11 protein-coding genes and 1 pseudogene are annotated in these 13,785 nt (G+C 36.5%); 5 read left to right on the top strand and 7 right to left on the bottom strand.

The window, feature by feature from the left end:
• The first annotated feature begins 14 nt into the window (after positions 1–14).
• The 5 genes from C237_RS0104400 to bglX are packed head-to-tail and all read left to right on the top strand — an operon-like array spanning position 15 to position 6,752.
• Entirely contained in the window at positions 15–1,487 is a 1,473-nt protein-coding gene (locus C237_RS0104400) for a RagB/SusD family nutrient uptake outer membrane protein (RefSeq protein WP_018675285.1), read from the top strand.
• A gap of 18 nt (positions 1,488–1,505) precedes the next feature.
• Positions 1,506–2,336 carry a LamG domain-containing protein gene (locus C237_RS0104395; protein ID WP_018675284.1) on the top strand — a complete coding sequence of 277 codons (831 nt, stop codon included), beginning with the start codon at positions 1,506–1,508 and terminating at the stop codon, positions 2,334–2,336.
• 4 nt (positions 2,337–2,340) lie between these two features.
• On the top strand, positions 2,341–3,714 hold the full coding sequence (locus C237_RS0104390; protein WP_018675283.1) for a glucoamylase family protein: 1,374 nt from the start codon (positions 2,341–2,343) through the stop codon (positions 3,712–3,714).
• 3 nt (positions 3,715–3,717) lie between these two features.
• A complete protein-coding gene (locus tag C237_RS0104385; RefSeq protein WP_018675282.1) occupies positions 3,718–4,425 on the top strand; it encodes a carboxylesterase family protein in 708 nt (235 codons plus the stop codon).
• Entirely contained in the window at positions 4,425–6,752 is a 2,328-nt protein-coding gene (gene bglX, locus C237_RS0104380; protein ID WP_018675281.1) for a beta-glucosidase BglX, read from the top strand. The genes C237_RS0104385 and bglX overlap by 1 nt, the downstream gene beginning before the upstream one ends.
• A 64-nt stretch (positions 6,753–6,816) precedes the next feature.
• Here the strand turns inward: bglX and fmt are convergent, their stop codons facing one another.
• The 7 genes and pseudogenes from fmt to C237_RS14200 form a co-directional block, all read right to left on the bottom strand.
• A complete protein-coding gene (fmt, locus tag C237_RS0104375) occupies positions 6,817–7,767 on the bottom strand; it encodes a methionyl-tRNA formyltransferase (protein ID WP_018675280.1) in 951 nt (316 codons plus the stop codon).
• The gene (locus C237_RS0104370) at positions 7,764–9,671 is read right to left on the bottom strand and encodes a RecQ family ATP-dependent DNA helicase (protein ID WP_018675279.1); all 1,908 of its coding nucleotides are present in this window, start codon (positions 9,669–9,671) and stop codon (positions 7,764–7,766) included. The genes fmt and C237_RS0104370 overlap by 4 nt, the downstream gene beginning before the upstream one ends.
• 92 nt (positions 9,672–9,763) lie before the next feature.
• Complete coding sequence (locus C237_RS0104365; protein WP_018675278.1) at positions 9,764–10,159, bottom strand: energy transducer TonB; 396 nt, start codon at positions 10,157–10,159, stop codon at positions 9,764–9,766.
• A 110-nt stretch (positions 10,160–10,269) separates the two neighbouring features.
• Complete coding sequence (gene groL / locus C237_RS0104360; RefSeq protein ID WP_018675277.1) at positions 10,270–11,904, bottom strand: chaperonin GroEL; 1,635 nt, start codon at positions 11,902–11,904, stop codon at positions 10,270–10,272.
• Between the two features lie 65 nt (positions 11,905–11,969).
• On the bottom strand, positions 11,970–12,326 hold the full coding sequence (locus tag C237_RS0104355; RefSeq protein ID WP_018675276.1) for a four helix bundle protein: 357 nt from the start codon (positions 12,324–12,326) through the stop codon (positions 11,970–11,972).
• A 36-nt stretch (positions 12,327–12,362) separates the two neighbouring features.
• On the bottom strand, positions 12,363–12,641 hold the full coding sequence (locus C237_RS0104350; protein WP_018675275.1) for a co-chaperone GroES: 279 nt from the start codon (positions 12,639–12,641) through the stop codon (positions 12,363–12,365).
• A gap of 239 nt (positions 12,642–12,880) precedes the next feature.
• Positions 12,881–13,785: pseudogene (locus C237_RS14200) on the bottom strand (IS982 family transposase); the annotation flags it as partial.

The following is a 13,785-nucleotide window of genomic DNA, read 5'->3' as shown; positions in this document are numbered from 1 at the left end:
AAAGATTTAAGGTTATGAAAAATATATCAAAAATATTAGTGTCAGGAGTTATTACACTATCAATAGCTTCTATTTATAGTTGCTCAGAAGAGTGGTTAGATTTAAAACCTCAAGGCAGACCCGTGGGAGATGAGGTAAAGGTGGGTGGCTATGAAGCGAGTGTATTTGGACTTTATTCAAGCTTAAGAACTCAAGCTGGGGCTAGCGGATTTACTTATGTTTGGACACATTGTATCCGTGCCGATGATAACGAGAAAGGTAGCACTGCGGCAGATGCTGCTACTACAGCGAGTGTCTTTGATAGATTCGGCTATGTAGCAACCAATAATCATATCGAAAGTGATTGGAATGATCACTATAAGATTATATATGATTGTAATGAGTTAATCAACGATGCACAGGCTGAAAAAGATATTAATGAAGGTACTAAAATCAATATTGCAGAAGCCAAAGCCATTAGGGCATTTTGTTATTTTGAATTAAGAAGAGACTTTGGAGAAGTACCGATTAACCTAAAAACTATTGATATTCCCCAAGACGAGGTAGCCCCTAAAAATACCATTGCAGAGGTAGATGCACAGATTGAAAAAGATTTATTGGAGGCACTACCAATTTTACCAAAAAAATGGGCTTTAGACTATACGGGTAGGGCGACCAAAGGTTTCGTTAATACACTTTTAGCTAAACTTTACCTTTACCAAAAGAAATGGGACAAGGCTCTTAAACATTCGGAAGATGTAATCAACTCTGGTATTTATCAATTAAATCCGTCGTATGATTTAGAGTTTACTAAAGCGGGTAACAATTCTGTAGAATCTATTTTTGAAATTCAAAAGACTTATGATTATCCTACCAAATACACTAATAATTTCTACGAAAGTCAAGGTGTAAGAGGAACAGGGAGTTGGGATTTAGGTTGGGGCTTTAATGTACCATCACAGGAATTAGTAGATGCTTATGAGGCTGGTGATTTAAGAAAAAAAACGACTATATTGGTATCAGGTGGTCCAGATATTTATAATACACCAGGGCTTGAACTTCCGAAGTCTCCACCATTAGCTCAAAAATACTGGAATGGAAAAGCTTATACATTACCAGAGGAACGCAAACAATATGCACAAAATAAAAACCATTGGGAGAATATAAAAATTCTTCGTTATGCTGATGTGATTCTTATGGTAGCAGAAGCCGCGAACGAATTAGGACAAACCGCTAAAGCCGCAATGTATGTCAATAAGATAAGAAATAGAGCAGGATTAGCCAACACTACCGCTAGCAACCAGGCGTCTATGAGAACTGCGATAAAGCATGAAAGAAGAATTGAGTTTGCTATGGAATTCGAGAGATTCTATGATCTAGTGCGTTGGGGAGATGCTACTACTGTATTGGCATCTAAAGGGTATACAGACAAAAATAAATACTTCCCAATTCCACAATCTACGATTGATAAATCCCAAGGTGTTTTAATTCAAAATCCTAATTATTAATACTTAATTTTAGAAATTATGAAAAAGAATATAATAAAATTCGTTGGTGCTATCATTTTGACAGGGAGTGCTTGGTCTTGTCAACAATTGGATAGACCAGAATTAGGAGATTACCCAAAAGATGACATTGTGCTACCGAATGGAGATTTAAGATTTTATATACCATTCGATAAGGAAAGCCATTCTTTAAGAGTCCAGTTTTCCGAAGAATTGTCAGGCTATCCTGCATTTTTGCCAGATCAATCTATTGAAAGTCAGCAAGGGATTAAAAACAAAGCATATAAAGGTTCAGCAAAGGCAGCTTTGGAATATATGTCGTCCAACGATTTTGTAGAAAAAGCACAGAGTTTTACCATTAGTTATTGGATGAAACATGCCCCTAAAACTACTAATGCAGAGTTTGTTTTTAGTATTGCCTCTTCTAATGGACATTGGTCAAAAAGTGCTATGTGTCTTATGAATGAGTCTACAAAAGATGGAATTGCCATCAAAATGATTACCGTAGATAAAAATAAAAAAGATAATTGGTTTGTATGGGAAAAAGCAAATGCAGTACCAGCCAGTGGTTTTTTTGATGACCAATGGCACCACTGTGCTTTAGTATATGATGCTGCTTCTTCATTGCTTACTTTTTATGTAGATGGTGTTCAAGTTGGCACACCTAAAGCATGGAAAAACCACGGTGCTATAGATATGGATCCTTCTAAAGCAGAGAAATTTATTTTAGGAGGACCAGCAGGAAATTCAAGTTGGATGAAACCTTGGAATGGTGGTATAGACCAATTTAGGCTCTATGCCGCTGCATTATCTGCTAGCGAAGTAGCCCAATTATTTAATAATAAAGAATAATACCATGTTGAAGACTTTTTTAACTGTGGTGTGTTGTGCGACTATATTAAGTTGTAGTGGACAGCGAGGTACAGAAAAAGAAGACGATAAGCAAGTTGCTGAAAATCTAAGTGATGAAGCACTAATGGATAAGGTTCAAAAAGAATCTATAAAATATTTTTGGGATTATGCAGAACCTAATTCTTATTTAGCCAGAGAGCGCTATTACGAAGGCGATACATCGGCTCAAAATGATGCTTATGTCGTCACGACTGGAGGCTCTGGCTTTGGGCTAGCTTCAATTCTAGTCGGAGTTGAGCGAGGTTTTATTTCACGACAAGAAGCGGTATCGCGTTTAGATAAAATGATGGATTTCTTGGCGGGTGCAGATCGTTTTAAAGGAGCTTGGAGCCATTGGATTGATGGGAGAACGGGGAAAGTAATTCCTTTTTCTCAAAAAGATAATGGGGGCGACTTGGTGGAAACTTCTTTCTTAGCATCAGGGATGATTATGGTAAGAGAGTATTTTAAAAATGGAAATGCCCAAGAGCAAGCATTAGCTAAAAAGTGCGATGATTTATGGAAAGGCATTGAGTGGGATTGGTATACAAAAGGGGGAGAGAAACAACTTTATTGGCATTGGTCGCCTAATTACCAATGGGATATGAATCTTCCGATCACAGGGTATAATGAATGTCTAATTACCTATGTACTGGCGGCGTCTTCCCCAACTCATGCTATTGATGCAGATACTTATTATCAAGGGTGGACACGCAATGGTGCTTATTTATCTTCTCAAGCACAATATGGTTTACCTCTTTATGTAAAGCATAGTGGTTCAGAACAATATGGAGGCCCGTTATTTTGGGCACACTATTCATATATTGGTTTAGACCCAACGGGATTATCAGATAAACAAATTCCCAATTATTTTGAATTGAATAAAAATCATGTGTTAATTGACTATAAATATTGTCTTGAAAATCCAAAACATTGGCGAGGATATAGGCAGTACTATTGGGGGTTAACGGCAAGCTATACCCGTAAAGAAGATGGCACCACAGGCTATACCGCTCATCATCCTAAAAATGATAAAGGGGTAATTACGCCAACGGCAGCTTTGAGTAGTTTTCCATATACCCCTAACGAATCAATGGCGTATTTAAGATTTCTATATACTAAGACCCCACAATTTGTAGGCTCAGCAGGACCTTATGATGCCAATTCTATACACTACAATTGGTTTACACCAAGGTATTTAGCTATTGACCAAGGTACCATAGCACCAATGATTGAAAATCATAGAACGGGGTTTTTATGGAAACTATTTATGAATGCACCAGAAATTAAACAAGGACTTAAAAAATTAGAGTTTCACTCATCAAAATATGGAATTTAGCCCATGAAAAAGTTAATATCTATTGTGTTATTATCTGTTTTAGTGTGCCAATTATCTGCACAAGAACAGAAATTGAAGTTTGAAACGATTGCAAAGAAAAAGGTGTCTTTAAATTATATTTTGGACATTCCAAAAGATGCAAAAAAGCCATTTCCTCTTATCCTATTTCTACATGGCGCTGGAGAAAGAGGAAATGACTTAGAGCGTGTTAAAGTACATAGCCCTTTTACCTATAGTCATTTGATGGAAGAACCCGTTGCCATTCTTGCACCACAGTGCCCTGATGGAGAGTATTGGGAAACGAATGCAGTATATGAGTTATTAAAAACAATCATAGAGAAATATCCCGTTGATAAAAATAGAATTTATCTAACGGGACTATCGATGGGCGGATGGGGAACATGGAAACTATTTGATGAGCATCCCGATTTATTTGCTGCTGTGGCTACAGTTTGTGCTCCTATGCACCGCCCTGCTTATTTTAATGCTTGTAATAAATTAAAAAACACACCTATTCAAATTTATCATGGTGCCTTAGACGATGTTGTTCCTCTAGACGATAGTACCAGAATGTACAAAAAACTAAAAGATTGTAAAGCTAATGTAGAGTACACAATTTTTGAAAATGACAACCATAATGCTTGGGATTCTACCTATTCTAATCCTGAGTTTTATAAATGGATGTTATCTCAACGAAAAAATAATAATTAATGAAAAGATTTTTTTTAACGATAAGTTTATTATCAACATCATTTTTATTTGGTCAAGAAATAACGAATCGCCCTGTTCAAAGTTATTGGACTTCTTCCTACAAAGTTAAAAAACAAAAATTTGTAGAGAATTTACTTTCCAAAATGACTCTTGAAGAGAAGTTAGGACAACTTAATCTTCCTACTTCTGGTGATTTTACTACGGGACAAGCCAAAAGCTCTGATATAGGAAAAAAAATAGAACAAGGTTTAGTAGGTGGATTGTTTAACATCAAAGGTGCAGAAAAAATCAAAGCAGTTCAAAAAATTGCCGTTGAAAAAAGTCGATTGGGGATTCCATTGCTTTTTGGAATGGATGTGATTCACGGCTACGAAACCACTTTTCCAATTCCATTAGGCTTAGCATCAAGTTGGGATATGAAATTGGTACAGCAGTCTGCACAAATAGCTGCTAAAGAGGCAACCATTGATGGTATTAACTGGACTTTTTCGCCAATGGTAGATATTTCTAGAGAACCTAGATGGGGAAGAGTATCCGAAGGCGAGGGCGAGGATCCTTTTTTAGGAAGTGAAATTGCTAAAGCCATGGTCTATGGTTATCAGGGTAAAGATTTATCCAAGCCCAACACATTACTAGCTTGTGTTAAGCATTTTGCTCTATATGGCGCACCAGAATCGGGTAAGGATTATAATACAGTGGATATGAGCCATATCCGAATGTATAATGAATATTTCCCACCTTACAAAGCAGCGGTGGATGCGGGTGTAGGCTCTGTAATGGCTTCTTTCAATGAGGTGGATGGCATCCCAGCAACGGGAAATCGTTGGTTACAGACGGAGGTACTTCGCAACCAGTGGGGGTTTAAAGGTTTTGTGGTAAGCGATTATACGGGTATTAATGAGATGATTGAGCATGGTATGGGGGATTTACAGCAAGTGTCTGCACTAGCACTAAACGCTGGGATTGATATGGATATGGTGGGGGAAGGTTTTGTCAAAACATTAAAAAAATCTTTGAAAGAAGGGAAAATATCAGAAGAAACCATAAATACTGCCGTTAGAAGAATTTTGGAAGCTAAATACGATTTAGGATTATTCGACAATCCCTATCAATATGGAGATGCCAAAAAAGCCGCTGAAGAGATTTTTTCTGATGAAAATAGAAAAGTGGCTCGTTCCATTGCGGCACAATCTATGGTTCTTTTAAAGAATGATCGCCAAACCTTACCGCTCAAAAATGTATCGAAAATTGCGGTAATAGGTACTTTGGTGAATAATGCCATAAATATGACAGGAACTTGGAGCGTGGCTGCTAAGCATGAAAAATCTGTCTCATTGATGGAAGGGCTTAAGAATAATTTGGGTTCTTCAGTAGAGGTTTTAAGTGCTAAAGGGGCTAATGTAGATGATAATGAAAGACTAGAACAGATATATGCTGCACATGGCAAAGTAACCGATAGAGATACTCGAAGCAAGCAAGCGCTTATGGAAGAAGCTTTAGCGATAGCCAAACAATCGGATGTGATTATCTTAGGTATTGGGGAGTCTGCGGAAATGAGTGGAGAGTCCTCTTCAAGAAGTGAAATTACCATTCCACAATCGCAGGTTGATTTATTGTATGCTTTAAAGAAAACTAATAAACCCATTGTAGTAGTTTTGTTCGCTGGTCGACCGTTGGCTTTGACTAATATAAAGGATATTCCAGAAGCTATTTTAAATGTGTGGTTCCCAGGCTCTGAAGCAGGGAATGCTATTTATGATGTATTGTCTGGTAAAGTGAATCCTTCTGGCAAATTACCGATGACTTTTCCGAGAAGTTTGGGACAAATTCCTATTTACTACAATCATAAAAATACTGGGCGTCCACTAAATACTAAAAAAACAGAACAATGCGAGTATGAAAGATTCCGTTCTAATTATATGGATGAATGCAATACACCTTTATATCCATTTGGCTATGGTTTGAGTTATACTCAATTTGAATATTCTAATATGCAGGTATCAAAAAAACAACTGAAAGGCAATGAGACCTTGCGAGTATCTGTTACTCTAAGTAATGTGGGGCAATATGATGGGGCAGAGGTAGTCCAGTTGTATATAAGGGATTTAGTCGGCTCAGTAACGCGTCCTGTGAAAGAATTAAAAGGGTTTGAAAAGGTATTTTTGAAAAAAGGTGAAACGAGAAAAGTAGTATTCAATATTACACCAGAGCAACTAAAATTTTACAATAGTGAACTCAAATACGATTGGGAGCCAGGTGAGTTTGAAATTATGGTCGGAACGAATTCTGAGCAATTAAATAAAACCATTATAGATTGGCAGAAATAAAATTAAAAAAAATCGTCCTCATCGAAATTTCGATGAGGACGAACTTTTTGGAAAATATTTAATTTTAAAGAATACTTACCGAATCTTCCACTTTAAAGCCATTAAGGAAATCTTTTAAGGGCATTCTTTTTTTTCCTTGTAACTGAACTTCTTCGGGATAGTAAATGCCATCTTTTATATAGATTTTAAAATCGTGTTTTGAAATTTCTATATCGCCAGTGTTATGCTGATGTTCGCAAGGTTCAAATAGACCTTTATATATTTTTAAAGTTTTGGTCTCATCAGCAATATTGAGCGTAGTAAATGCGGCTGGATAAGGTGACATTCCACGGATAAAATTATAAATTTCTACTCCAGATTTTGTCCAATTGATTTTCGTGTCATCCTTAAAGATTTTATATGCGTTTTTAGGATGTTCTACCTCGGGTTGAGGTTGTTCAGTTAAGCGTTCTTCGGATAAGCCATCTAAAGTTTCTACGACTAATTCTGCCCCAATAGCCATCAGCTTATCATGCAAACTTCCCGCATTATCGTCTGGACTAATCGGCGTTGATGTCTGAAGCAGGATATTGCCTTCGTCTATTTTTTCATTAATAAAAAAAGTGGTAACACCCGTTTCTTTTTCACCATTGATAATCGCAAAATTAATCGGGGCAGCGCCTCTATAATCTGGCAATAGCGAAGCGTGTAGATTAAAGGTGCCGAGCGGTGGCATCGCGAATAATATTTTGGGCATCATCCTAAAAGCAACTACCACAAAAATATCCGCATTGAGTTGTTTTATTTCCTCTAAAAATTCAGGGTTTCTTAGTTTTTCTGGTTGGAAAATAGGAAGATTTTGTTCTTCAGCATAGATTTTTACGGGTGAGGCTTGCATTTTTTGTCCACGGCCTTTGGCTTTATCGGCTACGGTTACCACGCCTACTACCTCATGTTGAGATTCGTGGATAGCTTTTAAACTTTCTTTAGCAAACTCTGGCGTTCCGAAGAATACCACTTTTAAGGGTTTCATCATGTATTAATAGTATAGGTTTTATAATTGAGCATTTTGATATGTCCCGAATCTAAGAGATAGACCATTTGCTCTAATAATTTATCTTTTGCAAAATAAGGAATTTCGGCGGAAATCTGCTCCAAAGTACACGGCTTTTTTGCCAAGACGCTAAGGATTGGGCTGTCTTGTAAACTTTTGGAATGGTTACTTTTAGCTTTACAATTAGAACATTGTCCACAGTCTTTCGTATTTTGTTCCCCAAAATAGGCGAGAATGAGTTTCATTTTACAACGGTCTTGATGCTTGATAAAAAACTTTAACTCTTCCCATTTTTGGACTTTATTCTTTTGAATTTCTAAAAATAATTCCCACCAATGATGGCTAAAACTTCTATCATCACGAGGGATAAGAAACTTAATGCTGGATAATGCTCCATCAATAAATTCCAGATAGCCTTTATGCTCTAGGTCGTTAAATTTTTCTTTTAAAAACTCTGGCTTTGTTCCTATTTTTTGAGCCAAGCGTTCCGTGTCAAAATAAGTTTTATGGGATGAAAACCCCGATAAATTTCTTAGCATAAGTTCAATAAAATACGCATCGGAGTTGGGCAACCCCTCTACATCTACAAGAGGAATTTTTAACTCAATAGAAGATTTGGACTTAAGGGCATTATAATAAATAATCTCTTGATTGTGTAAGAAATTTAAGATGGTTTTAAGGGTGGCTAATGGCATTTTAGTTAGCCGTTGCCAATGTTTAATATGGAACTGAAATACTTTTTCAGGTTGATCGTAATCGGCAATTTGAAACATGGAATACAGATAGGAAACACAGGTTTTAAATGTTTTTTTATTAGGAATCTGCTGACTTAGAAACTGGTCTAAGTTGGTTAATTCTTGTGTATTCCACATTAATAAAGCGTACGATGGCTGTCCATCTCTACCTGCACGCCCTATTTCTTGGTAATAATTTTCAATACTATTGGGCGGTGAAAAATGAATCACAAAACGCACATTATCCTTATCGATACCCATTCCAAAGGCATTGGTGGAAATGAGGACTCTGTTGCTGGCGTGTAGCCATTGGGTTTGCTTAAAGTTTTTTTCTTTAAGGCTAAGTCCTGCATGGTAATAGTCTACATTTTGAATGCCGTTGTTTTTTAAATAGTCTGCAAGTTGCTCGGCTTCCCTTCTGGTATTGGTATAGACAATCCCCGAGGACTGATTGTTTTTCAGTAAATGAAATAACCGCTGGTATTTATCCGATGTAGATTCTGTATAAATGCTAATGTTGTCCCTTTGAAAACTTTTTTGAAAAATATGAGGATGTCTTAATCCCAATTTTTTAGTAATATCATCCAACACTTTTGGTGTGGCGGTGGCGGTAAGCGCCAAAACGGGAAGATGTTGGTCCCAATTTCTTCTAAAATGTTGAATGTTCTGATAACTTGGTCGGAAATCTTGCCCCCATTCCGAAATACAATGGGCTTCGTCTACTGCTAAAAATGAAAGTTTAATATCTTGGATGGTACTAACGAAAGTCGTATTTTTCAATCGCTCTGGTGAGACAAATAGTAATTTCGTTATCCCTTCTTTACATCTTTGATAAATACTTTCCGTTTCGAAATCATCGAGTTCGGCACTTAGATATTCCGCTTCTATACCTTTGCATTTAAGTTGATAGACTTGGTCTTTCATTAAGGCTAAAAGTGGTGATACCACTAAGCAAGTCCCTTCCAAAACTAAAGCGGGTAACTGATAGCAAAGTGATTTTCCACCACCCGTAGGCAAAAGGGCAAAAGTATCTTTCCCTTCTAAAATAGAAAATATAATGTCTTTTTGTGAGGCTCTAAACTCCTGATATCCCCAAAAATGCTCAAGGGTATCGTATAATAATTGGATGATATTTTTGGAGGAATATGCCATCGCTTGATATTTCTGCCTCAAAATTACATCAAAAAAACTTAGATTACAATAAAAAAATCCGCTCATAAGAACGGATATGGATATTTTTAATCTTAGAGATTATAATTGAAAATAACAGGTAACCTCATATTTGATTTTTTAGGTTTACCGTCTTCTGATAAGGCAGGTTTCCATTTTGTTTTAATGTTTAGGAAAACCCGCTCCAACTCTTTATTGAGTGTGGTATTAGTTCCAAAAACATTTTTTAAAGTCATAGTGCCGTCTTCATTTATTGTAAAAGTAACTTGAGCCCTTCCAGAAGAATCAATCTTTTGTGGTATAATAGACTGATAAATTATTTTTTGAAATTCAGCAAGCCCACCAGGAAATTCGGGTTGAGATGTATTGGTTTGAGATTTAAAAGTTTTAGATGGAATAGTTTTACTATGGTCTTGTGCTAAAACAAAAGCATTACATAATAACATTAGAATAAAAACTAATTTTTTCATAATACATTATTTTTTAAGGCTAATATACAAAAAACCGCCTTAACAATTAAGACGGTTTTCCAGAAGTCTAAAATCTAACTTCTAAACTCTAATATCTAATATCTAAGATATTACATCATTCCTGGCATTCCGCCTCCCATTGGTGGCATACCACCAGCGGCATCATCTTTAGGAACTTCAGTAATCACACATTCAGTAGTTAGTAGCATACCCGCTACAGAGGCAGCGTTTTCAAGTGCTACACGCGTTACTTTGGTAGGGTCTATAATACCCGCTTCTAGCATATTCACGAATTCATCATTTTTAGCATTATAACCATAGTCGCCAGAACCTTCCGCTACTTTCGCTACGATTACAGAGCCTTCGCCGCCTGCATTCGCTACGATTTGTCTTAACGGTTCTTCAATAGCTCTTTTTACAATTTTAATCCCAGTATTTTCATCTTGGTTAGCTCCAGAAAGGTTGCTTAATGATGAGATAGATCTTACCAAAGCAACGCCACCACCCGCTACAATACCTTCTTCTACTGCTGCTCTTGTCGCATGTAGGGCATCGTCTACTCGGTCTTTTTTCTCTTTCATTTCCACTTCAGAAGCAGCACCTACATATAGTACGGCTACACCACCCGCTAACTTCGCTAAACGCTCTTGAAGTTTTTCTCTATCATAATCCGAAGTTGTGCTTTCCATTTGGGCTTTAATTTGGTTTACTCTACCTTTGATTTGAGCTTCGTCACCAGCACCGTTTACGATAGTTGTATTATCTTTATCAATCACTACTTTTTCGGCTTGACCAAGCATTTCAATCGTTGCATTTTCCATTGTAAAGCCTCTTTCTTCAGAGATTACCTGCCCTCCTGTTAAAATAGCAATGTCTTCAAGCATCGCTTTTCTTCTGTCCCCAAATCCTGGAGCTTTTACTGCAGCAATTTTTAAAGAACCTCTTAGTTTGTTAACTACTAAGGTAGCTAACGCTTCACCTTCTACTTCTTCAGAAATAATTAATAAAGACTTTCCACCTTGTGCTACAGGCTCTAGTACTGGAAGTAATTCTTTCATAGAAGAGATTTTTTTCTCAACTAAAAGAATGTAAGGGTTATCCAATTCTGTTACCATTTTTTCTGGATTCGTTACGAAATATGGTGATTGGTAACCTCTATCAAACTGCATTCCTTCTACCACATCCACAGTTGTGTCAATGCCTTTGGCTTCTTCTACAGTAATAACCCCTTCTTTGCCTACTTTTCCGAAGGCTTCTGCGATTAACGCTCCGATAGTTTCGTCGTTGTTCGCAGATACAGACGCTACTTGTTTAATTTTATCGGTAGAGTCGCCGACTTCTTGAGATTGAGATTTTAAGTTCTCAACTACTGTAGAAACCGCTTTATCAATTCCTCTTTTTAAGTCCATTGGATTAGCGCCTGCGGCTACATTTTTAAGACCTTCTCTTACGATAGCCTGAGCAAGAACGGTTGCAGTAGTGGTACCATCACCAGCTAAATCATTGGTTTTAGACGCTACTTCTTTTACCATTTGGGCACCCATATTTTCTACCTTGTCTTCAAGTTCTATTTCTTTTGCTACAGAAACACCGTCTTTAGTCACATGGGGTGCGCCGAAAGATTTTTCAATTACTACATTTCTACCTTTAGGTCCTAAAGTTACTTTTACTGCATTTGCTAATGCATCTACCCCTCTTTTTAGGGCATCTCTTGATTCTATATCAAATTTAATTTCTTTTGCCATATTCTTTTGCTTTATGCCGTAGGCTATATGCTGTAAGCCTTTGGCGGTTGATATTATTTTTTTGTTTAAATTTCTATAAGTTTTTTTCTTAATTGAAATGTTTTTCTTCGTATTGCGTTAAGTTGCTTAGAACACTCTAAAAAGGTTTCTTCTGATATAAGATTTAATTCAGATGAAAGAAATAAGAGGTACTCAGTTTCGTTGATAGAGCCAATGCTGATATCTAAAAATCGAGCAAATTCCTTGTCTGTATTTCTTCCGCAACCCTCAGCAATATTTGTAGGAATAGAGGTGGCAGCTCTTCTAATTTGAGAAACTAAACCAAATAATTCTTCTTTGGGATAATCTTTAGTCATCTGATAAATATATTTTACCAAACTATGACTTAAATTCCAAATATCATATTTTTTATAATCTCTCATGTTGTAGCTTATAGCCTCATGCCTAAAGCTTATCGCTTAAGATAGTACGCCTAACAAATCACTTTCTCTTACGATAAGGTAATCTTTGCCATCTAGTTTAAGTTCTGTACCAGAATATTTACCATATAATACTTTGTCGCCTACTTTTACGGTCATAGGCTCATCTTTTTTACCAGCACCTATGGCAACTACAGTGCCTTCTTGTGGTTTTTCTTTTGCAGTGTCTGGAATAATGATTCCCGATGCAGTTTTAGTTTCTGCTGCCATAGGCTCTACAAGCACTCTATCGGCTAATGGTTTAAAATTTACTGACATATTATTATTTTTTAGTTTAAAATTGTTTTACTTCCTCATACGCCAACAATATGCCAAAGCATAATAATGTGAATTTTGTCAGGAAATGGAAATAAAAGTGAAAAAATGTCTTAAATAAATAGGAATGTGAAAAAAAAGAATTAATTTCTCAGTCGCAAATATAGAGCCAGATAATCCTACGAGTTTATTCAGGCCAAACGCATTAAAATACATTATTTTTCTTAGTAACCTGAATTCGATTAATAAGACATTGCTAATTGATTAGTTTTCAGAGATTCATATTTTAATGATGGTTTTTTAGGAAGAAAGTGATAGGCAATAATTCCTGCCACTAAGTTAGTCATAAAATTTCCCATTGAACGATGTCGGGAGTGCTCAATTTGGCAAATGTTTTTTAGCTCGTCATTCACCGTCTCTATGATGGAGTGCTTTCTAAGCAAAATTTTGTCGAACATGGTCATAAGAGAGTTTTTCATGTTGTTTCGGATGTTGGTAATGAGTTGGATACCATCCACAAAGAGTAATTGATTCAACTTTTCGGAGATGTAACCTTTGTCCCCAAATAGTTTACCGAAAATTTGCTTCAAAAAGCCTTCATTTTTCAGTGGTTCCCTATCGTCTACATTCGCCTGTGACGCAAAAATTCAATATCTCACCTTTATCATTAATGACCAGATGGAGTTTAAATCCATGAAACCAACCCATGGTGGATTTACCAGTTGTAGCTAGGTCTTTGAATACTTTATTGCGTTTAATTCTTTTGTTTCCACATACTCTTATTGGAGTGCTATCCACAAAAGAAATCAACGCGTAACTACCTAAGGCACAAGTTTTTGCAAACATAGTAAGAGCTATGACATTAGATTGCATAAGTTCTGTGAATCGGTTATAAGAGACCGTTTGAGGAAATTCCTGTTGCATATGCTTTTGAACATAGAAAATGTAAAAATGCTTAAAAGTTCTAAAACCGCTTAAATGAAAAAGAATCATAATGGTGATCACTTCAGCGTTACTCATTTTGGGCTTCTTTTTGGGAGGCTTTCCGAGAAGAAAAGGTTGAGTGAATTTTTCAAAATCATTACAAAATTGGCTACGCCGAACCTTCGGTTTCATCTACAATACAAAAAATATCCGTAATTTTGTC

Origin of the sequence: Riemerella columbina DSM 16469 (assembly GCF_000374405.1) — a bacterium.
GTDB lineage: Bacteria > Bacteroidota > Bacteroidia > Flavobacteriales > Weeksellaceae > Riemerella > Riemerella columbina.
The sequence above is the reverse complement of the archived record's forward strand: the minus strand, read 5'-3'. Positions and strand labels throughout refer to the sequence as shown.

What these genes read in the sequence shown, in the direction of transcription:
- C237_RS0104400 (WP_018675285.1), top strand. Translation starts at nt 15, where the DNA reads ATGAAAAATATATCAAAAATATTAGTGTCAGGAGTTATTACACTATCA.
- C237_RS0104395 (WP_018675284.1), top strand. Translation starts at nt 1,506, where the DNA reads ATGAAAAAGAATATAATAAAATTCGTTGGTGCTATCATTTTGACAGGG.
- C237_RS0104390 (WP_018675283.1), top strand. Translation starts at nt 2,341, where the DNA reads ATGTTGAAGACTTTTTTAACTGTGGTGTGTTGTGCGACTATATTAAGT.
- C237_RS0104385 (WP_018675282.1), top strand. Translation starts at nt 3,718, where the DNA reads ATGAAAAAGTTAATATCTATTGTGTTATTATCTGTTTTAGTGTGCCAA.
- bglX (WP_018675281.1), top strand. Translation starts at nt 4,425, where the DNA reads ATGAAAAGATTTTTTTTAACGATAAGTTTATTATCAACATCATTTTTA.
- fmt (WP_018675280.1), bottom strand. Translation starts at nt 7,767, where the DNA reads ATGATGAAACCCTTAAAAGTGGTATTCTTCGGAACGCCAGAGTTTGCT.
- C237_RS0104370 (WP_018675279.1), bottom strand. Translation starts at nt 9,671, where the DNA reads ATGGCATATTCCTCCAAAAATATCATCCAATTATTATACGATACCCTT.
- C237_RS0104365 (WP_018675278.1), bottom strand. Translation starts at nt 10,159, where the DNA reads ATGAAAAAATTAGTTTTTATTCTAATGTTATTATGTAATGCTTTTGTT.
- groL (WP_018675277.1), bottom strand. Translation starts at nt 11,904, where the DNA reads ATGGCAAAAGAAATTAAATTTGATATAGAATCAAGAGATGCCCTAAAA.
- C237_RS0104355 (WP_018675276.1), bottom strand. Translation starts at nt 12,326, where the DNA reads ATGAGAGATTATAAAAAATATGATATTTGGAATTTAAGTCATAGTTTG.
- C237_RS0104350 (WP_018675275.1), bottom strand. Translation starts at nt 12,641, where the DNA reads ATGTCAGTAAATTTTAAACCATTAGCCGATAGAGTGCTTGTAGAGCCT.